General features: G+C 45.2%; 12 protein-coding genes. 10 read left to right on the top strand and 2 right to left on the bottom strand.

The features are described 5' to 3' along the window. Positions 1-64 precede the first annotated feature (64 nt). Positions 65-1,198: a succinylglutamate desuccinylase/aspartoacylase family protein gene (locus QUB08_RS17190; RefSeq protein WP_333225844.1), complete on the bottom strand. Its 1,134-nt coding sequence runs from the start codon at positions 1,196-1,198 to the stop codon at positions 65-67. A gap of 222 nt (positions 1,199-1,420) precedes the next feature. On the opposite strand from QUB08_RS17190, the gene QUB08_RS17185 reads away from it, so the two are divergent. Next, positions 1,421-4,159, top strand: a complete 2,739-nt coding sequence (locus tag QUB08_RS17185) for a DEAD/DEAH box helicase (RefSeq protein WP_333225843.1) — start codon at positions 1,421-1,423, stop codon at positions 4,157-4,159. Here QUB08_RS17185 and QUB08_RS17180 read toward each other — a convergent pair. Beyond that, positions 4,156-4,317: a hypothetical protein gene (locus QUB08_RS17180; RefSeq protein WP_333225842.1), complete on the bottom strand. Its 162-nt coding sequence runs from the start codon at positions 4,315-4,317 to the stop codon at positions 4,156-4,158. The genes QUB08_RS17185 and QUB08_RS17180 overlap by 4 nt on opposite strands. Positions 4,318-4,619: 302 nt before the next feature. Here QUB08_RS17180 and QUB08_RS17175 point away from each other — a divergent pair, with 302 nt between their 5' ends. From QUB08_RS17175 to QUB08_RS17135, 9 genes are all read left to right on the top strand, one after another. Next, positions 4,620-7,361, top strand: coding sequence for a family 10 glycosylhydrolase (locus QUB08_RS17175; RefSeq protein WP_445300930.1), 2,742 nt, complete (start codon positions 4,620-4,622; stop codon positions 7,359-7,361). Positions 7,362-7,859: 498 nt separating this feature from the next. Further along, on the top strand, positions 7,860-11,804 hold the full coding sequence (locus QUB08_RS17170; protein ID WP_333225840.1) for a PAS domain S-box protein: 3,945 nt from the start codon (positions 7,860-7,862) through the stop codon (positions 11,802-11,804). A gap of 7 nt (positions 11,805-11,811) precedes the next feature. Continuing rightward, positions 11,812-13,236: a response regulator gene (locus QUB08_RS17165; RefSeq protein ID WP_333225839.1), complete on the top strand. Its 1,425-nt coding sequence runs from the start codon at positions 11,812-11,814 to the stop codon at positions 13,234-13,236. 352 nt (positions 13,237-13,588) lie between these two features. After that, positions 13,589-13,981, top strand: coding sequence for a response regulator (locus tag QUB08_RS17160; RefSeq protein WP_333225838.1), 393 nt, complete (start codon positions 13,589-13,591; stop codon positions 13,979-13,981). Beyond that, the gene (locus QUB08_RS17155; protein ID WP_333225837.1) at positions 13,978-16,548 is read left to right on the top strand and encodes a response regulator; all 2,571 of its coding nucleotides are present in this window, start codon (positions 13,978-13,980) and stop codon (positions 16,546-16,548) included. The genes QUB08_RS17160 and QUB08_RS17155 overlap by 4 nt, the downstream gene beginning before the upstream one ends. After that, on the top strand, positions 16,523-18,181 hold the full coding sequence (locus QUB08_RS17150; protein ID WP_333225836.1) for an adenylate/guanylate cyclase domain-containing protein: 1,659 nt from the start codon (positions 16,523-16,525) through the stop codon (positions 18,179-18,181). Before QUB08_RS17155 ends, QUB08_RS17150 begins: the two co-directional genes overlap by 26 nt. A gap of 213 nt (positions 18,182-18,394) precedes the next feature. Next, entirely contained in the window at positions 18,395-18,910 is a 516-nt protein-coding gene (locus QUB08_RS17145) for a DUF1499 domain-containing protein (protein WP_333225835.1), read from the top strand. A gap of 670 nt (positions 18,911-19,580) precedes the next feature. Further along, the gene (locus QUB08_RS17140) at positions 19,581-20,441 is read left to right on the top strand and encodes a DUF2382 domain-containing protein (protein ID WP_333225834.1); all 861 of its coding nucleotides are present in this window, start codon (positions 19,581-19,583) and stop codon (positions 20,439-20,441) included. 217 nt (positions 20,442-20,658) lie between these two features. Beyond that, entirely contained in the window at positions 20,659-21,552 is an 894-nt protein-coding gene (locus QUB08_RS17135) for a DUF2382 domain-containing protein (RefSeq protein ID WP_333225833.1), read from the top strand. Positions 21,553-21,731 lie beyond the last annotated feature (179 nt).

The raw sequence follows: 21,731 nt of genomic DNA, 5'->3' as shown, positions 1-21,731 counted from the left end.
AACTCTTGGGTTAGCCTCAAAATCTTTCGCCCGAATGCGAGAGGCCCTAGAATCTTCACACAACTTAATCTGCCATCACAGACAACACATATTCTCCTTGATTTACTGACTGATTGGTCGAAACATCAAAAATGAAAACATCCGACTCAGCACAAACATCAACCAAACTCGGAAATTCCCCATTCTTATTAAAGCTGAGAATTTGATAAAGCCGATCGCCCTTTTTGACATAACTCCCCAATTGCACTCGATTTTGTATCATCCCGCCCGCCGGCGCGTAGTATTTGAACACGGAATTCTTGGGAGTGAAAATAACTTGATGATTCGCAGTTTCCGGGAGAGGAAATCCATCTATTTTCAATAAGCCCTTACTGGCTAAGTAATTTTTGATGCCCCGCAAGCCCTTCGCCACTGAATCGGGATTCATTTCCATCCCCGAACCTAATTCTAAAGTCCAAGCTTCCACGTCAAATTTGAGTGCACTTCCCAACTGGGTCAAAATCTTCTCCAAAGCCAGCCAAGGCTTGAGAAACGCCTCGTCAAAAGCATCGCCGTCGTACTCGTTCATCAAGATTGCCCGATCGAGCAAAAAAGCTTTTGCACTCTCCTCGCGGGAATTAAAACAGTAAAGGTAATCTAAACTTTGATTCGTAGAACTGTGCAAGTCCAGCAAATAGTCAGCATCCAAACACAAAGATTGTAGTTGATATCGGTAAAGTTCGCTGTAGGGGCGGCAACTAGGAGCATTAATTTTTTCCAACTCTTTGGCAAAACTCAAAGCAATCGCTTTTCTGTAATTAACTTTGACAGTATCGGCATCGAGATGGATGTGAGACTTAGCAAAACCGAGAATATCTTCCCCTTGTTTTTCAAAATCCCAGAAAATCCGGTTCCAATTTACCCCATCATAAAGATTGTAGCGACCAGGCGAAAAATGGTGCGATCGCTGACTGACACCCACAGGATTACAAACAGGAACTAGCCAAATTTCCCCGCTTAACTGACTGCTGTCCAAAGACATTAAAAACTCAATTAATTGGTAAATCACAGCATTACCGCTAATCTCAGCGCCGTGGAGGTTAGATTGGAGATAAGCTTTTTTGCCGGGAATCGCACCTTGGAACTGATAGACTTGCAGTGAAAGCCGATCGCCCGAAGCAAGCTGCACCACAGGAATAGTCGAAATAACAGGAATCATAGAGAAGGAAGAAGGAAGAGGGAAGAAGGAAGAAGGAAGAGGGAAGAGGGAAGAGGGAAGAAGGCAAAAATTTCTTCTGTCAACTGCCAACTGCCAACTGCCAACAGACTTATTCCTTCATAGCCGATTTGGTGGCGAAGGTTTAAAATCAGTACAGTCCTCTGCTGATTTGCTTGTAGCAAGATTTCAGCATACTTACCCTGCAACCTTATAATAATCCTTGTGCCAGACACTGCCCAGAACCGCCCAGAGCTGGATCTGAAGACCATATTTCCATTCGAGCTAGATAACTTTCAGAGAGAGGCGATCGCCGCCCTCGATGCAGGTAAATCGGTTGTCGTGTGCGCTCCCACAGGCTCCGGGAAAACGTTAATCGGGGAATACGCCATCCATCAAGCACTCTCCAGAGGGCGGCGCGTCTTCTACACCACTCCTCTCAAAGCTTTGTCTAACCAAAAGCTGCGCGACTTCCGCAGTCAATTTGGAGACGACAGCGTAGGTTTGTTGACTGGCGACATCTCCGTCAATCGAGATGCGCCGATTTTGGTGATGACTACCGAAATATTTCGGAATATGCTCTACGGTACGCCGATCGGAGAAGTCGGTACTTCCCTCACCGGAGTCGAAACCGTGGTGCTCGACGAATGTCACTACATGAACGATCGCCAGCGTGGTACCGTCTGGGAAGAATCCATCATCTACTGTTCGAGCGAAATTCAACTACTCGCCCTCTCAGCAACCGTTGCCAATAGCGAGCAACTCACAGACTGGATTAACAAAGTCCACGGGCCCACAGAGCTCGTCTACTCAGACTTTCGGCCAGTGCCGCTGCAATTCCACTTCGCCAACCAAAAAGGGATATTTCCCCTGCTAGACGAGACCGGCAAAAGAGCCAATGTCCGGTTAGTCCCCAAAAAGAAGCAGCAAAAAGTAGAAAGAGGCAGCATCCCCACTCCGAGTTTGACCGATGTTTTGGCCCGGTTGGATGATCGAGATATGCTACCAGCAATTTACTTCATCTTCAGCCGTCGCGGGTGCGACCAAGCAGTCGCAGAAGTCGGCAATTTCTCCCTGGTTAACGAAGCCGAAACAGCCGAACTCAAACGCATCATTGACGATTTTTTACAGCGAAACCCAGAAGCAGAACGCTTCGGTCAAAAAGAAGCACTTTTAAAAGGCATCGCCGCCCACCACGCAGGCATTTTGCCCGCTTGGAAAGGTTTAGTAGAAGAACTCTTTGGCAGAGGTTTGATTAAAGTCGTATTTGCCACCGAAACCCTAGCAGCCGGGATTAATATGCCCGCGCGCACCACAGTTATTTCCACCCTGTCCAAGCGCACGGACAAGGGACACCGACTGCTAAACGCTTCAGAATTCCTGCAAATGGCCGGTCGGGCGGGTCGGCGGGGCATGGACAAGCTGGGGCACGTCGTCGCAGTTCAGACGCGCTTTGAAGGCGCCAAAGAAGCCTCTTATTTGGCAACAGCCAAAGCCGACCCCCTCGCCAGTCAGTTTACGCCCAGCTACGGCATGGTGCTGAATTTGCTGCAAACTCACACTCTCGATGAAGCTCAAGAGTTGGTAGAGCGGAGTTTCGGTCAATACCTGTCTACCTTGTACTTGCAGCCACAGCAAGAAGAATTAGACCGGCTGCAAACAGAATTGGCGGTGCTTGAACAGTCCCTGGCGGCCGGAGGAAATGTCTCCACCCTGGAAAAAGAGCTCGCCCATTACGAAAAATTGCAGGCAAGACTCAAAGAAGACAAACGTTTGCTCAAAATTCTCTTGCAGCAAGCTGAAGAAGCCAGATTTAAGGAGATGTCCGTAGCTGTGGCTTTTGCAGTGCTCGGCACGGTTCTGAGTCTCAAAGGTAAGCACGTTCCGACAGCCAAACGATCGCACACAACTCCTGTACCCGCCGTATTGGTTGCCAAAATCGCAGGTTCTGGCCAAGCACCAAATTTGGTGTGCTTGGGCAAAGATAACCGTTGGTATGTCGTCGCCATTAGCGATGTCGCTACCCTGCACGCCGAATTACCCCGCTTGAGCGTTGCAGATACCTTGAACCCGCCGCCGGAAATGCCCCTGAGACTCGGCCAGTGCCGCTTGGGAACTGAAGAAACTGCTTCAATTGCTGCATCGATCCCAGAATTGCCCGCACCGGAACCGAGCCCAGAGGCGATCGAGCAACAGCAGAAAATCGCAGCCGTAGAAGCTAAGCTAGAAATTCACCCGGTTCTAGAATGGGGCAATCCCGGTACTTTGCTCAAACGCCAGCGCCGCCGGGAAGAATTGAAAAAAGAAGTTCGCAAAAGCGAACAAGACTTAGAAAAGCAGCGAGCTCGCTACTGGGAGCAATTTCTCAACTTAATTGACATCTTGCTGAATTTCGGCTGCTTGGAAAGAGTAGTTTCGGCAACTGGAAACCGAGATGACTCCTCCGACAGGTTGTTACCCACAATCTTGGGTCAAGCTTGCGCCGCCATTCGCGGCGATAACGAACTGTGGCTGGGTTTGTCCATGATGTCTGCGGAATTTGACGAACTTGACCCCCACCACCTCGCTGCTGCTTGCGCGGCCTTAGTTACAGAAGTTTCCAGGCCGGACAGTTGGACTCACTACTCGCTGTCGCCGGAAGTTTTGGCACCTTTGGACAATCTGCAAAAAGGCTTGCGTCGCCGATTGTTTCAAGTGCAGTACCGTCATGAAGCTGCAATCCCGATTTGGCTGGAACGGGATTTAGTGACTTTGGTTGAGCAGTGGGCTCTGGGTGTTGAATGGCTGGAACTGATTAGCCATACGAGTTTGGATGAAGGGGATGTGGTGCGGATTTTGCGCCGGACTTTGGATTTCTTGTCTCAGATTCCTCATGTTCCTCATGTTTCGGATTCTTTGCGGAGGAATGCTTGTCGGGCGATGCAGTTAATCGATCGATTCCCGGTGAATGAAGCTGCAACTTAGAAAAGTGTTGACTGTTGACTGTTGACTGTTGACTGTTGGCTGTTGGCTGTTGGCTGTTGGCTGTTGGCTGTTGACTGTTGACTGTTGACTGTTGGCTGTTGACTGTTGGCTGTTGGCTGTTGACTGTTGGCATCTAAATTGTATTTTTGGTTTTTCAACCCAAATGCACCCAGGTTTTAATCTAAAATTGTTTCCGGTTGCATCGGTATTTTTCAAATGCCCAAACAGTCAACCGTCAACAGTCATGAGGAATAGATCCAGATTTAAATCCAAAATCCAAAATCTAAAATCTAAAATCTAAAATCGATCGATCGCACTTTTTCCTGATTCAGGTTGCAGGGCAGGATAGAAAATTGTATGGTGCGGATCGATCGCTCGCTCTTAATTGTTATTGAATTTTTGCCTAGCGGCGTGGTGGGTATTTCTCGTATTTATGCAACAAATCAAAAAGCCTTATCAAATGCCTGATGCCTGCTCCCAGGCTCAAAGAATTCGCTTTTTCACTTTCTTGCAAAGAGTCTTAATTGGAACTCTAGCGAGTACATTACTCAATCTCTTCATCCTATTTCCCTCTCCGAGTTTGGCAGAAGTAGTTCTGGGCGTTGTTCGCAGTTCCGAGAATTCTCCCGACTGGGTAAAGATTACCACGCGCCTGTGGGAAAGCGGCATTGCTTACAAACCAATCAATCTCGAAGAAATCAAAAGTACGGCGGATTTAACAGGCGTTAACGTGCTGTTTTTGCCCAACATTGAAACTTTGAGTCCGGCACAAATTAAAGTTTTAGAAGCTTGGGCATCCCAGGGCGGCCGCTTGATTGCTTCGGGCCCTGTCGGCCGCAGTTCCCCTGCCTTGGTGCGCCAATCTTTGCGATCGCTCCTTGGGGCCTATTGGGCTTTTCCGTTAACCCAACCGGCGACTCCGCAACCCCGCAGCCGCTGTCGGGATCTGGCTTGCACTACTTCTAGCAATTGGATGCCACCAGAACAAAAAAATGCCTCAGTCCAAGGCGGTGTCTTGATTCCGGCTGATGCAAACAGTCAAACAATTGCTACTTGGAAAGATAGTTCTGGTTCCTCCGCAGCCATCGCCACGGATCGCGCTACCTATCTCGGTTGGCGCTGGGGTAGCAACGGTTCGGCAAATGTAGATAAGGCTTGGCTGCAAGCCTCGATCGCCCGCTGGGGAGGCACCATCGCTTCACAGCCTGTGGCGCCGCCCACTGCTGCCGCAACCCCACTGCCAACTCCCCCCTCAAGAGTCACTAGAAACAGCCCTAGTTTGCCGCGTACTACCCCGCTGAGCCGACTTTCTCCCTCTGGCTCGCTTTCCGATCCTGTTCCTGCAACTTTTACAGACCCTTCTGATCAGTCGGCGCCGGCGGGTTTGGACGTGCAGCCAAATTCCAATAAGCCGATCGTCAGCATTGAAGCGTACTTGATGCGCCAAGAACTCACTAACCTCCTCGGCAGGTTTGAAAGCGCCCTGACAGCATCTAATTCAGCCAATACCGCCATCAATCTTAATGCTGCTACCTCCCCTCAACTGGTGGCTGCAGAACAGGGCGGAGGCGGGCAGGCAACCAGCCGCCCCCCTGTTCTGCAAGCGATCAGGGGGCGGGCGATCGCCCAAGCGCGGCAGGTTTTGCAAACTTTCGACCAACTCCTGCAAGAGCAAAACTACGCGGAGGCTAGAAAGCAGTGGGTGGAAGCGCGGCAGTTGCTGTGGGAAAATTACCCGAAGGAAGGACAGCGCGTTGGGGCGGAAATTCGCGCGGTTTGGCTCGATCGCGGGACGATCGTCGCAGCACGATCTGAACAGGGTTTGGCGGCAGTGTTCGATCGACTCGCCGCCGCCGGTATCAATACAGTTTTCTTTGAAACTTTGAATGCCGGATATACCATTTATCCCAGTCAAGTTGCACCGCAACAAAATCCCCTGACTGTTGGCTGGGACCCGCTGGCAGCGGCAGTTAAATTAGCTCACGAGCGAGGCATGGAACTGCACGCTTGGGTTTGGGTTTTTGCCACAGGAAATAAGCGCCACAATACTTTAATTGGCCAGCCTAGTTCTTATCCAGGCCCGGTGCTTTCCGCCCATCCACAGTGGGCAAATATTGACAATAAAGGACGCACGCAAAATCCTAACGATGGTAAATTTTATCTCGATCCGGCGAACCCGGAAGCGCGGAATTATTTGCTACAAATTGTCCGCGAAATTGCCAATAACTACAAAGTAGATGGGGTGCAATTAGACTATATTCGCTATCCTTTTCAAGATGACAATGCGAATTTTACTTACGGTTACGGTATTGCGGCGAGGCAGCAATTTAGGCAGTTGACTGGTGCAGATCCCGTGAATATTTCCCCCAGGAACGGCAGTTTATGGCGGCAGTGGGTTGAGTTTAAAACTAATCAAATTAATAGTTTTGTAGCTGAAGTTTCTCAACTTTTGCGGCAGAATTATCCGCGCACAATTCTGTCGGTGGCGGTGTTTCCACACCCGGAAAGTCAGCGGATTTACAAAATTCAGCAAAATTGGGAAGTTTGGGCTCGTCAGGGCATTGTAGATTTGATTGTGCCGATGACTTATGCTTTGGATACGAACCGACTTCAGCGCATCACCGAACCGCTGGTAAAGGAACAAATTCTGGGTTCGGCTTTGATTTCTCCCTCGGTTAAGTTGTTGACTCTCCCGGAAGTTGTGGCGATCGACCAAATTCAAGCTTTGCGCGATTTGCCGACTGGGGGCTATGCTATTTTTGCGGTGGAAAGTATCAGCAGCGGGATGCAGGGGTTTTTTAACCGCACTCAAGGCACCCCAGTGCGTTCCACTTCTGCTGCGGAGCCGATTCCTTACCGACAGCCGTTTGCAGCGGCGGCTTCGCGGTATACTGCTCTCAAGCAGGAATGGAGTTTTTTGTTGGCTAACAATCAGTTGCGGATGTCGGAATCTGAACTGAAGGTTTTGCAAAGTCGAGCGGATGAATTGGCGCAAGCTTTGAGCAAGTTGGCTGCAAATCCTTCTAGGGAAAGTTTAGCAACAGCTAAAAGATTGTTGGGGAGTTTTCAATCTCAATTTCAATCTTCGATGCGCTTGCATTCTGCCGAAAATAGCTATCAAGTGCAAACTTGGCAAAATCGTTTGGAGAGTTTGGATATGCTTTTACGTTACGGCGAAAGGATGGAGTTGAATCGCAGGTAAATACAGATTTTTGGGGTGTGCGCTGGTTAGCTACTGTTTGTTTAAACTCACATCTTGCACCATTCTCGCTTAACAGGCTTTTCGGCCTGTTCCCCAAAAAGTGAATTTTATTGTGGAACAGGCCGAAAAGCCTGTTCATAAAAAGCTTATTGAGAATGGTGCAATACATAAGATGATTTCGACTTAGGGGCGATCGCGCCAATTATCTGTATCAGTAGTTACGAAAAAACTCGGAGTATAAATACGCTATAGCGGTTCGATCGCGTTGTGAGTTATGGGGGCGAGTCCTATGCCCACGGAGGCCTATGCCCTAGAAGCACCTCATGTTACTGAGAAAGGCTATATTTTGATTTAAATTGATCGACGGTACTATTGTCAGTAAACTACAGCAAAAGGAGAAAAGGAAGAGCAAAGGGAAAATGGTTTCCAATCCGAACTCCCAACCATTACCAATGCCCAAGTCCTCATTTCCCATTCCCAATTCCTCTTAAGATGAATATGTTTCCTAAACCCATCAATCGTTTGGCTACAAAATTTATCGGCAAAGCTCCATTACAAACCGTGCTAGTGGTTCCTTTTTTAGTGCAAATTGTCGGCACGGTAGGAGTTGTAGGTTGGCTATCTTTCCAAAACGGTCAGCGGGCAGTCAACGATGTTGCCGCTCAGTTGCGGGGAGAAATTAGCGATCGCATCAAAGACCGCATGGAAAATTATATGTCAATTCCCCACATTGTCAATCACCTGAACGTTCAAGGCATAAAACTGGGGCAGTTGAACCTAGAAGAAAAGCAAAAACTAGAACATCATTTCCTCGAACAAATTCAATATTTTGATTCTATCAGCATCATTTACACAGGCAAAGAAAATGGAGAACACTCTGGAGCAATCCGCACTAAAAATGGGATTTTAATATCGGCTGCTGACATCTCTACTGACAATAAATTAGCTCGCTATACTGCGGACTCTCAGGGAAACCGCGTTCAATTAGTGCAAATTTCACCCAATATTTACGACCCGCGAACTCGCCCTTGGTACATAGCTGCCGCTGCGGCAAAAAAACCTATTTGGACTCCAATTTATACAGATTTTTTGACGAAGGAACTGGCAATTACTGCTGCTTTGCCTATCTACGACGACGCTGGCCAATTGTTAGGAGTAGCTGGCAGCGATTTGCTCTTTTCCCGAATCAAAGAATTTCTGGTTAGCCTCAAAATTGGCAAATCAGGACAAACTTTTGTCATGGAGCGATCGGGGATGTTAATTGCTACTTCAACGGCGAGTCAAGAATTCGTGGTGGAAGGTAAAGAAACAAGGCGCATTAAAGCTTCAGAAAGCGAGAATCCGGTAATTCGTCAAACTGCACAACATTTAGATAAATCCTACGAGAGCTTAACTAAAATTAATAATTCTCAACAACTTAATTTTGATATTGATGGCCAGCGAAATTTTATTCAGGTAGCTCCTTTTAAAGACGATCGAGGGTTGGATTGGCTGATTGTAGTAGTTGTACCAGAGTCTGACTTTATGGAGCAAATTAACCTCAACACGCGCACGACTTTTTTACTGTCGCTTGCAGCATTGATGGGGGCGACAATTCTGGGGATTATTACTGCTAAATGGGTAGTTCAGCCGATTTTAAGATTGAATGCGGCGGCGAAAGCTTTGGCACGGAATGAATGGGATACAAAGCTCACTCTGAATCGCGAAGATGAACTCGGAGAACTTGCCACTGCTTTTAACAGTATGGCCGAGCAATTGCAGCATTCATTTACTTCTCTGTCGGAAAGCGAAAACCGAGTCCAACAATTTTTTAATGCAGTACCGCTAGGGATTTTTATTGCCGATTCCAACGGTCAACCTTACTACATTAATCCTACCGGAGAGCAACTTTTATCTCAAGGAATTGTCCCAGCCGATTCCGAAAGTTTACGTCAATCCTACCGAGTTTATTTAGCGGGTACTCAGGAAATTTACCCGGCGGAACGCGACCCAATTTTAAATGCTTTGCAGGGTAAAAGTGTAACTGTTGATGACATTGAAATCTCCTCGACTGACAAAACTGTTCCCCTGCAAGTTTGGGGAACTCCTATTTATGACGCTCAAGGAAATATTATATACGGGATGTGCGCTTTTCAAGATATTACAGAACGCAAACTAGCGGAGAAATTATTAAAGGAATACAACGACAATTTAGCAGTGCAAGTTGCAGAACGTACCGCCGATCTTGCCAAGGCAAAAGAAAAGTTTTCTAAAGCTTTCCGTTTAAGTCCTAATGCAATTACCCTGACTAGAATCAGCGATGGTCGCCACATAGAAGCCAATGAGAGCTTTTGTCGGATGATGGGGTACAGTCACGAAGAAATTATTGGAAAAACAGCGGTAGAGCTAAATTTTTGGGCGAGTTTGGGAGAGCGCGATCGCATGATTAAAATGTTAAAAAATAAGACTGCTCTTCACAATTATGAGCTGAGGTTTCGCAATAAAAATGGTACAGAAAGAACGGCACTGCTGTCGATAGAAACCATCGATATTGAGGGAGAAGCTTGTTTTTTGTCGATTTCTAGCGATATTACCGAGCGCCAAAAAGCAGAAACTGCCCTCCGGGAAGCAGAAGAAAAGTACCGCAACATTTATGAAAATGCTTTGAATGGAATTTTTCAAACTGCTATTGACGGGAAATATATCAGCGCTAACCCCGCTTTAGCTAACATTTACGGTTACGAATCGCCTGCAGAATTAATAGCAGCACAGCCTAATTTCCATAACCAGCTTTACGTGAAACCCAACCGCCGCGACGAATTTGCAGCCTTGATGAATGAGTACGGGATACTATCAAACTTTGAATCGGAAATTTACCGCAAAGATGGCAGCATAATCTGGATTTCGGAAAATTGTCGCGCTGCCTGCGATGAAGCAGGAAATCTACTTTACTACGAAGGTTTTATTAAAGACATTACTGATACCAAACAAGCGGAAATCAAACTGCAGCAGGCGAAAGAAGCAGCCGAAGCAGCAAACAAAGCGAAGAGTACCTTTCTCGCCAATATGAGCCACGAATTGCGATCGCCCCTGAACGCGGTCATCGGCTTTGCTCAAGTCATGATCCGCAGTAAAACTCTGTCTCCTGAAAATCACGAAGATGTGGCAATTATTCTGCGGAGTGGCGAACATTTACTGGCTTTAATTAACCAAGTTTTAGACTTGTCAAAAATCGAAGCAGGACGCACGACTATTAATGAAAAAAGCTTCGATTTGTACCAACTAATCGACGATTTAGAAGATATGTTTGCTCTCAAAGCTGAGCAAAAAGGTTTGCAATTAATCTTCGACCGAAACGCAGAAGTTCCCCATTACATTTGTACTGATGAAGTTAAACTGCGGCAAGTGTTAATTAATTTGCTCAATAATGCAATTAAATTTACTTCAGAAGGGGGAGTATCGATGAAAGTCAAAGGAGGAAGGCGGAATATACATAAAAACAGCACTGACCAATTGCCCGGTTACTACTGGCTGCATTTTGAAGTTCAAGATACTGGTGCAGGCATTGCTGCTGAGGAAATCCATCAGTTGTTTGAAGCATTCGTGCAGACAAAAACAGGTAAAGATTCTCAGGAAGGAACGGGTTTAGGTTTAGCTATTAGCCGCCAGTTCGTGCAATTAATGGGAGGTGAAATTACTGTTAGCAGCGAGATCGGAAAGGGTGCAGTATTTGAGTTTGACATCCAAGTTCATCTGGTTGAAGCTAGTGATATTGAAAGCAAAAAAACTCAACGCCGAGTTGTTGCCCTCGAACCGAATCAGCCGAGTTATCGCTTGCTAATTGTGGACGACAAACCTTTGAACCGCCAACTGTTAGTAAAACTTCTCAGTCCACTCGGATTTGAGTTGAGAGAAGCGAATAACGGTAAAGAAGCGGTTGATATTTTTATGGAGTGGGAACCGCATCTGATTTGGATGGACATGAGAATGCCTGTCATGGACGGCTATGACGCAACGAAACAGATTAAAACTACAACTGGCGGGCAAGCAACGGCGATTGTGGCCCTAACTGCTAGCGTTTTGGAGGAAGAACGGGCGGTGATTCTTTCGGCGGGTTGCGATGATTTTATGCGGAAACCGTTCCGAGAGGAGGATATCTTTGTGGCAATGGGAAAACATTTAGGAGTACGCTATATTTATGAAGATCCAACAGCAGTCAGTGTGGCAGGTTTAGGGGAGTCAAGTCAGGATGTGCTGACACCGGAGGCTTTCGCCTCTCTTTCTCCAGACTGGATGGCCCAATTCAAGCAAAGTATTTTGAGTGTGGACATGGAGGCTATCGCGACTTCGATCGCACAAATCGGCACTGTCAATCCCTCTCTTGCGGGCAAGCTTCAAGATTGCATTAATAATTTTGAATATGACAGAATTTTGAACATAATCGAGTTCAGCGAGAAACAGTAAATACCCGATGACTTCAACTTTACCTAAAACCAATCGAGCTAATATTTTAGTAGTGGACGATACCCCAGAAAACCTGCGGCTGCTGACAGGAATTTTGAGCGAAAAAGGCTATCAAGTTCGCCCGGTACCCAATGGCAAGCTAGCATTGTCTGCTGCTCAAAAAATCCCCCCGGATCTAGTGCTGCTGGATATTATGATGCCTGAAATGGACGGCTATCAAGTTTGCCAGCAACTCAAAGCTTCTGAAATAACCAAAGACATTCCTGTTATTTTTATTAGTGCGATCAATGACGTGCTGGATAAAGTTAAAGCTTTTGCAGTTGGCGGAGTTGACTTTATTACTAAACCGTTTCAGGTTGAAGAAGTTTTAGCCCGGATAGAAACTCATTTAAAAATTTGTTCACTGCAACAAACTTTGCAAGAGAAAAATCAAGATTTAGCAACGGCGCTTCACCAACTGCAAGCTACCCAAGAGCATTTGATTCAATCGGAAAAAATGGCAGCCCTGGGACAACTGATTGCCGGCCTTGCCCACGAAATCAATACCCCCCTGGGCATTATAGGTTCGTCTATTAATAATATAGCTAATTTTTCCGACGAGTTTTTAGAAAATTTTCCGGAAATTTATCAACAACTTTCTGACGAAAGCAAAGCTTATTTTTTAGCTTTACTCTACAGAGCAACCCATCAAGAAGTTTTATTCACAAGCAGGGAGAAACGCAAATTTAAACAGCAGTTGGCGGCGGATTTGATAGCCGAATCGGTTGACAAATCCGACGAAATTGCGGATACTTTAGTTGACATGGAAATCTACGAAAAAATAGAAGAGTTCTTGCCGCTTTTTAAATCGCCGGATTGGGAAGTAGTTTTAAATAGTGCTTACCAGTTTGCGAGCTTTAAAAAAAGTATTAGCCTGATCCAAAGAGCAACCGCGAAGTCGGGAAAAGTAGTATTTGCCTTAAAAACCTACGCTCACTTTGATAGCAAACCAGAAAAAGTTCAGGCGAACTTGCACGATGGCATTGAAACGGTGTTAACCCTTTATCAAAATCAACTGAAACACGGTATAGAAGTAGTGAAAAATTATGGAGATTTACCCCAAATTATGTGCTATCCCGATGATTTAAATCAAGTTTGGACGAATCTCGTTCATAATGCCCTGCAAGCAATGGATTATAAAGGTATTTTGACAATTGAAACTCGGCAGCAAGAGGCAAATATTTTCCTCAAGTTTACTGATAACGGTAAAGGTATTCCCTCAGAAGTTATTCCCAAAATTTTTCAGCCCTTTTTTACGACTAAATCTGCGGGCGAAGGTAGCGGTTTGGGATTGGATATTGTGAGAAAAATTGTGGAAAAACACCAAGGCACAATTGCTGTAGATTCTGTACCGGGGCAGACAACTTTTACAGTCTCGCTGCCAATTTATTAAACAAAACTTACCTGCAGGAGGCTGATTCCCTCTGACGGAAAGCATCCAGGATGCAAGCCCCCGGATTCATCCGTCCAGAAATAAAAAACCTGTATCCGATAAACAAACGCCCGAATTTATCCGTGGGGTCAATGCTTCAATTCTTTAATCTAAAATCTAAAATCTAAAATCGATTGACACTCGTCGCTGTCTCGCTGACAAGTACAAGATTTATTGGGAGAAACTGGGTTGATCTTCCGAAGTCCTATTAAAATAAGATAGGGAACAGATATCCTGCATCCTTGCCTGAAATCAATAACGTAAAAGCACGCCATGTCGGTAAACCTACTAAAATTCAAGCAGAGAGGAAAAGATGAATAAGCATGTAATTCTTTGCGTTGACGATGAACCAGATATCTTGAATACTCTCAAGATGCAGCTAAAAAATGAATTTAAAAATGATTACTTTTATGAATTAGCTGAAAGTGGTGATGAAGCTTTAGATGTACTTGAGGATTTTCAAGAAGAAGCTCAAGTGATTGTAGTTGTTTCTGATTGGCTGATGCCGGGAATTAAAGGTGACGAACTTTTAATTAAAGTTCACCAAAAATATCCTAAAATTATTAAGGTGATGTTGACGGGTCAAGCGGATGCAGCGGCAGTTCAGCGGGCAGTAGAAGAAGCAGATTTATACTGTTGTTTGTACAAACCCTGGCAAAGCAAAGACTTAATAGAGACTATAAAATCTGGGCTGGCTAATTTATGAAAAAACCTGTGATTGTTTGTATTGATGATGAACCTGACGTTTTGAACAGTTTAAAGATTGAACTGAAAAAGGCGATCGGCGATCAGTGTATAATTGAAACCGCGGAAGGGGGGGCTGATGCTTTAGAGTTGCTGGCCGATTTGCAGGCAGATGAATACGAGATTGCTTTGGTGCTTTCCGATTATATCATGCCGGATATTAAAGGGGATGAACTGCTCAGAAAAATTCACGAAAGCTCGCCGGAGACGCTGACCATTATGCTAACGGGGCAAGCTGATTTGGAAGCCCTGAGCAATGCTATCAAGTATGCTAAATTGTACCGTTATATCCCTAAACCTTGGCAAAATGAAGACTTAAAATTAACGGTAGTAGAAGCAGTTCACAGTTATTTGCAAGACCAAAAGCTAACAGATGAAATCCATAAGCGCCAAGAAGTAAACGAGGAGTTAAAGCTAGTAAATGAGGCCCTGTCTGCGAGTGAAAGCCGCCTGAGACAATTTTTAGAAGCTTTGCCAGTGGGGGTATCTGTTTATCATCCCGATGGCTCGATCGCCTATTTCAACCAGACAGCGCGAGATTTGCTGGGTGCAGACATTATCCCGGAAAGCACTGCGGAACAATTAGCTGCTACTTATCAACTTTATGTTGCCAATACTGATGAGCTTTACCCGCCGGATAATCTGCCAATTTTGCGTGCACTGAAAGGAGAATTTGTCAAGGTTGATGATGTAGAAATCCGTCAAGATGGCAAAAGAATTGCGATCGAGATCAATACCACGCCGATTTTTGACGCTAGCGGAAATATTGTTTATGCGATCGCAGCTTTTCAAGATATTAGCGATCGCAAACAAGCCGAAAAAATACTAGCAGATTACCACCACACCTTAGAAGCCCAAATTGACGAACGCACAGAACAACTGCAACAAGCCGCATTAGCTGCTCAAGCAGCAAACAAAGCTAAAAGCACGTTTCTGGCCAATATGAGCCACGAGTTACGCACCCCTCTCAATTCCATACTCGGGTTCGCGCAAATCATGGAACCCAGCCCGAATCTTACTGTCGAAAACCGAGAAAATATGAGAATTATTCGCCGTAGTGGCGAACACTTGCTTACCTTGATCAATGAAGTCTTAGACTTGTCAAAAATCGAAGCGGGGCGGATGACGCTCGACTCGAAAAATTTCGACCTCTACCGCTTGCTTGACGATTTGCAAGATATGTTTCAACTGCGGGTAGAGAATCAAGAATTGCAGTTGCGTTTCCAGCGCGATGCTGACGTTCCTCAGTACGTGCGAACCGATGACATTAAACTGCGGCAAGTGCTGATTAATCTTCTGAGTAATGCGATTAAGTTTACGCAAACAGGCGAAATCATCTTAAGAGTTATAAAGTTAGAAAAATCGGGATTTCTGGATTTATTGGATAGTCCCACAGCTTGCTTTGATACGACCAGAAGTATTCGGGATTTTTCGAGAAGTAGCAGTAATTATGCAACCGTTGAATGGAGGGATGAGGCTGAGGATTTAACTGTGCCAGGTTTTTTCCTTCTCTTTGAAATTGAAGATACAGGAGTGGGCATTGCTTCGGAAGAATTGGGCAATATTTTTAAGGCCTTTGTGCAAACAGCTTCTGGTCAAAAAATTCAGAAAGGCACGGGTTTAGGATTGAATATCAGCCGTCAATTTGTCCGCCTGATGGGAGGAGAAATTGTCGTAGAAAGTCAACTGGAACTCGGCACCACTTTTAAATTTGAAATTCCAGTCGGTGCGGTTTATGCTGCTGAGCTTCCCGCTCCGCAACTTAACCGCGAAGTTACTGGGTTGGAACCCAATCAACCGTGCTACCGGATTTTAATTGTGGACGATCGCGAAGACAACCGCCAACTTTTAGTCAAAATGCTTTCTCCTTTAGGTTTCGGGGTGGAACAAGCCACCAACGGCCAGGAAGCAATAGAAATGTGGGAAAATTGGCATCCGCACTTAATTTTGATGGATGTGCGAATGCCAGTAATGGACGGCTACGAAGCTACTAAACAAATTAAGGCTAAAATCAAGCAGAGAGAGCAAGAGAAGCAAGGAAAGGGGGAAATGAATATTTCCCATCCCGACTCCCCGATTCCAAAGATTATTGCTTTGACAGCTAGTACAATTGAAGGAAGGCAAGCGTTTGCTTTATTGGTCGGCTGCGACGATTTTATTAGCAAACCTTTCCGCAAAACAGATATATTTGATACCCTCACCAAACATTTGGGGGTGAAGTATCTGTACTCTAACTCAACGGACTTTATCTCAATAGGCGATCGAAATAATTTATCTGGCTCGATCCCTAATGCTGCGCTTGCTTATTTACCTACACTTCCCGCAGAATGGATAGACAATATGAAGCAGGTAATCCGCAGTGCTGATTTTGACTTAATTGTCAGGACAATCGACGAAATAAGGGAGCATCATCCTGAATTGGCGGAAATCCTCCAGGGTCATCTCGATAATTTTGATTACCAGAAAATTCTCAATTTAATTGCCGAGGCGGAGGACTCAGATAATGCAGATGAAGGCGGAAAAAACTGAAAACTATCAAGCGGATATTTTAGTAGTTGACGATACGCCAGATAATCTGCGTTTGTTGATTAGAATATTACAAAAGAATGGCTATAAAGTTCGACCAGTTACTAATGGCTTTTCGGCTTTAGATGCTATTCAATCGAGCGCACCAGATTTGATTTTACTCGATATTATGATGCCGGATATTGACGGCTACCAACTATGTAAAAAATTAAAATCGCAAGCGCAATTTAGGGAAATTCCTATCATTTTTCTCAGCGCGCTAGAAGAAGGAATAAATAAAGCGAAAGCTTTTGAAGTTGGCGGAGCGGATTATATCACCAAACCTTTTCAGGTGAAAGAAGTATTAGCGCGAGTGAGCAATCAACTTACTGTGCGTTCATTGCAAATACAATTGCAAGAAAAAAATCAAAAATTGACCGATCAAAACGTCCAGTTGCACCAGGAAATAGCTGAGCGCCGCCAGGTGGAAATGGAAACGAGATTGCTGCTGCAGGCAACTCAAGCTATTAGCAAATCTGAGGATTTTGAGTCTGCTATAGATGTGATTTTAGGTTTAATTTGCAAAACTATTGAATGGAATCTGGGCGAAGCTTGGATTCCTTGCAGTGAGGGCGTTTTAAAAAGCGCGACAGGCAGGTACGTCAGCGACTCCAGTTTTGCCCAATTCCGACAGACAAGTTGGCAGTTAACTTTTGCGGACGGTGTGGGACTCCAGGGGAGGATTTGGCAGTCGCAGCAGTCTGAATGGATCGAGGATGTTTCTACTGCACCGGAACAAGTTTTTTTACGGTCGGAAATTGCGGCCGCTGTGGGATTGAAAGCGGCTTTTGGAGTGCCAATTTTGGCGGACAATCAAGTGTTAGCTATTTTGATTTTTTATCGCAAAAAAGTTCTGAAATGTCAGCCGCGCTTGTTGGAATTAGTGAGCGCGGTTGCTACGCAACTCGGTTCGTTGATTCAGCGCAAACAAGCTGAGGCAGCACTGAAATTGCAGCAAGAGCAAACAGAGAAATTGCTGCGGAATATTTTACCGAAACCTATTGCGGATCGCTTGCAAAAAGAGCACAAGTTGATAGCGGAGCATTTTGATGAGGTGAGCGTCTTGTTTGCTGATTTGGTTGGTTTTACAGAGTTTTCTGCTCACAAAAGTCCGACGCAGTTGGTAGAAATTTTGAACGGGATTTTCTCGGAGTTCGATAGGCTGTCTGAATTGCACGGGTTGGAAAAGATTAAGACGATTGGGGATGCTTACATGGTGGTTGGGGGTTTGCCGACGCCACGGGAGGATCATTCTGAGGCGATCGCACTTTTGGCTTTGGAGATGCAGGCAGCTTTGAGGAGGTTTAATGCCAAAATAGGAGAAAATTTTCAATTGAGGCTCGGAATTCACAGCGGTTCGGTGGTGGCTGGAATTATTGGGATTAGTAAATTTAGCTATGATTTGTGGGGGGATACTGTTAATGTTGCTTCACGCATGGAGTCGAATGGATTGCCAGGTAAAATTCAAGTGACGGCGGCAACTTACGAGCGTTTGAAAGAGCAGTTTGTTTTGGAAGAACGGGGTCATATCCCGATTAAAGGTAAAGGAAGAATGCTGACTTACTGGTTAATTGAAGAACAAAAGAAATATTTTTAAATTTTAGAGGTAAATTTCAATTAATATGAAAAGGAAACCAAATCTGGGTTTGCCATCCCCTTTATGATTTGGCGGTTGAAACCGCTACTATACAAACGAAGTCTGCCTAAGCGCTGACGCGCAGGCTTCGCCCACGCAGACTAAGAAATAAAGGGGGTATTTAAGCCGGATTTGGTATTATATCCAACTTGCACTTTCTGGAGGGCTAATCCTTTGCAAACAGTTGAAACAAAATCGCCGACAGCGTTGAAAAGAGTCCTAGTTATTTTAATATCACTGCTAGCAGTAGCGATACTGTCGATCGCTACTTTTATCGCTATACCCGGAGAAAAAACAATGTTTGCTGGAACCAGACCTGCCAATATCGGGATTCAGTCAGGAAAACTCGCAGCGTGCCCGAGTTCCCCCAACTGCGTCAGCAGCTTCAGTCAAGATGCCGAACACAAAATTGAGCCTTTGGCATACACTTCGTCCCAAAGTGAAGCGATGGTAAAGCTCAAAGGGGCGATCGAGTCCTATGGAAAAACTAAAATAATCACGGCAACTGATAATTACCTCTATGCCGAGTTCACCAGTGCTTTGATGGGGTTTGTTGATGACGTTGAATTTTTGGTAGATGATGCAGCAAAAGTCATCCACGTGCGATCGGCTTCGCGTCTGGGACAGTCGGATTTGGGAGTTAACCGCAGTCGGATAGAAGCTATCAGAACTCAATTCAATCAACTCTGAACTGAAAATTTCTAACTTTCCCGAAGCCCCTCTCCTGCAAGATGAGGGGCTGGGATTTTTTTGTATCACTCTATAATGTTGATTTTTAACCACCTAGTTAACAATTATTAACAGTATGCACAGCACAAAGGAGTCTCCAGGAGGAGGAGTAGGACACAGCAATGCCGTGTCCCTACGGTTGGCTTTGAGTTGTGAACAAACCTGACGGTCAACTGAGTACAGTTAGACCGCAGGCTTCTTTTTCCTTTTTTTTCTCATGCTTTTTATAGTGAGGTAGTTCCACCCCCACTTGCTAATATAGTATCAGAGTATTTCCCGAGCATCTTGGGGTATAAAAGAATAATTGTCGGTTTCGGTACCGAAACCCGACGAGCCTTTCATCACGCGGGCGTAATTCCCAACGGGGTACGGGGCCGAGCGCTCTGATTAATCCCCTCTAAATATACGCCCGGGACTTCCCGGCTGGTAGTTAATACTTGTTTATAAGGTTGACGATTGTAAAGTTTTACAATCTTTAATATAGCTGAGCGCGCTAGCACAGAAGAAGAGATGCCGTAGTATTCCTATAGTATTAAACAACCTAAATTATACACTTCTGACTTTAGGGAGAGGGAAGTTAGCGAATTAATTTCTACTATTAATTTAAGTAGAGCTAAAGAGGAAAAAACACATGGCACTTCAAAAATTAGCAGACTTTTATCCTAATTATCAGGAAGAAATCTTTGCTGGAGACGACATCAAGGGATTTGATGTTTATGCTGGCGACTCTGATGAAAAAGTAGGGACGGTTTATGACGCTTTGGTTGATGACACAGGTCGTTTCCGCTATCTGGTAATTGATACCGGTATTTGGATTTTTGGCAAAAAAGTATTGTTGCCAATCGGTTCGGCTCGCTTCGACTACGGATCCCATCGGGTCTACGCAACAGGCCTTCGCAGCAAAGCTCAAGCAGAACAATTGCCGGCTTACAATGAATTAGAAGCAGTAGATTATGATCGCGAAGAACAGGTAAGAGGCGTTTACCGCAATCAAGAAACTGCCGCTGCAAGCAGTGCAACTCCTGCTAGCTACGATCGCAGCAACTACAGCTACGATATCGACCGCCCCCTCTACGAAACCAACGAACAGCAGCACCAAAATCTCAAGCTTTATGAAGAACGCTTGATTGCCAACAAACACCGCGCAAAAACAGGCGAAGTAGCAGTTGGCAAGCGCGTGGAAACTGAAACAGCGCGAGCTTCAGTACCCATTGAAAAAGAACGAGTTGTAATCGATCGAGTAACCCCGGTAGAAGCGGGTAGAGTCGTTTCAGTCGGTGAGGCTGACTTCCAATCAGGGGAAGTTGCACGCATGGAAGTCTACGAAGAAACGGCCGACATTCACAAGGAAGCTTTCGTCCGGGAAGAAGTCAACGTCAGAAAAGAAGTTGTTCGCACCACGGTTGAGGGCGAAGAAACCTTGCGTCGTGAAGAATTAGACGTTAAGACTGATGGAACTGCGGTTGTAGATAATAAAAATCCAAAGATCTAAACCAACCGCAACAGCTATTGCATAGGAATTGCGTTTTAATGACATAATTCTGTCACCGCGCAGGTTTGATTGGATTGGTAGCGCGCAATTCCTATGTGAGGGGCGGGTGGGGTACAAAACTTGTCTAGTTTTGGCAAGGTTTATGCACTTTCCCCGCCTTTACCAATTTCCCCTTACCAATTCATAATAAAAATCCCTAAGCAGGAAAGTTTAAAAAATGAACGGTCAAGCATCAGCAGAAAAAATAGCAACTGCCAAATCAATAACCCGTCTCAACCGGGTGCCTGAAAAAGTCAGAACTAAGCTAAAAAGTTTTACCGTCAAAGACAACCAAGGTCACTTGGTCGGCAAAGTTAAAGATGTCTATTTTGATGATAACGGTCAGTTAAACTTTGTGGTTGCCGGGCTAGGCAGCGAAAATACCCGCATTTTTTTATTAAGTATTAAGCTGCTAAAAAAAGTCGATTATCACCAAAAAGCCCTGTTTGTAAGTATTAATTCAGCTCAAGTCGAACTGCTGCCGGGAGTTTCGGCAAATGCGGGGAGTCAGTATTTAGAAAATGCCTCAGAAGCGCATAGTGAATTCAGCAACAGTGAGTTAACAAATCCCTCAACAGCTATGTCAAATCTAACAGATGCCGATCGCACTGATGCAAATTGGGAGACTGCTCAGGATGAGGAAAACTTCGATATTGTCGATCAAGAAGTAATTCGCCTGCTAGAAGAACGATTGGTGATCAATCGCAGCAAGCGCAAAATCGGCGAAGTCATAGTACGTAAAGAAATTGAAACTCGGATGGTACAAGTACCTATCCAGTGGGAAAAGCTGATTGTCGAACAAGTCGGCGATGATCCGAAGGTGTTGGCCGAAATAGATTTAGGCGAGGGAAACATCACCGGTATAGATTTGACGGAGATTAAGAGCGATCGCCAAGAACCGACAGTTAAGGCTGAATTTACCTCTGTGCAGAAAGCTAGCAAGATATTAAATTCGATCGCCTCTCAACCCCGTCACGGTTGCGTCAAAGTCCGCCTAGAACTCGTTCTCGAAGACAAGCAACTTGAGGATACTTACCAAAAATGGATGACGGAACACAACTCAGAGAGTTAAAATATTCGTTTTTTTCGGTGTAGATTCTAGCGATTAGCAAGAAACTTAAATCTAATAGCTGACTGTGGCGAGTCGTGCTGGGGAGAAAGTTCACCGCCATCTACTAAGGATCGCGAATTAAATAACTTACAATTTTAATTGTTATTGTGGGATGGGCGTCCCGCCCGTCCAAAAAGGAC

Origin of the sequence: Microcoleus sp. BR0-C5, from assembly GCF_036705045.1 — a bacterium.
Taxonomy (GTDB): Bacteria; Cyanobacteriota; Cyanobacteriia; order Cyanobacteriales; family Microcoleaceae; genus Microcoleus.
This window is presented reverse-complemented; position numbering and strand designations above follow the sequence as displayed.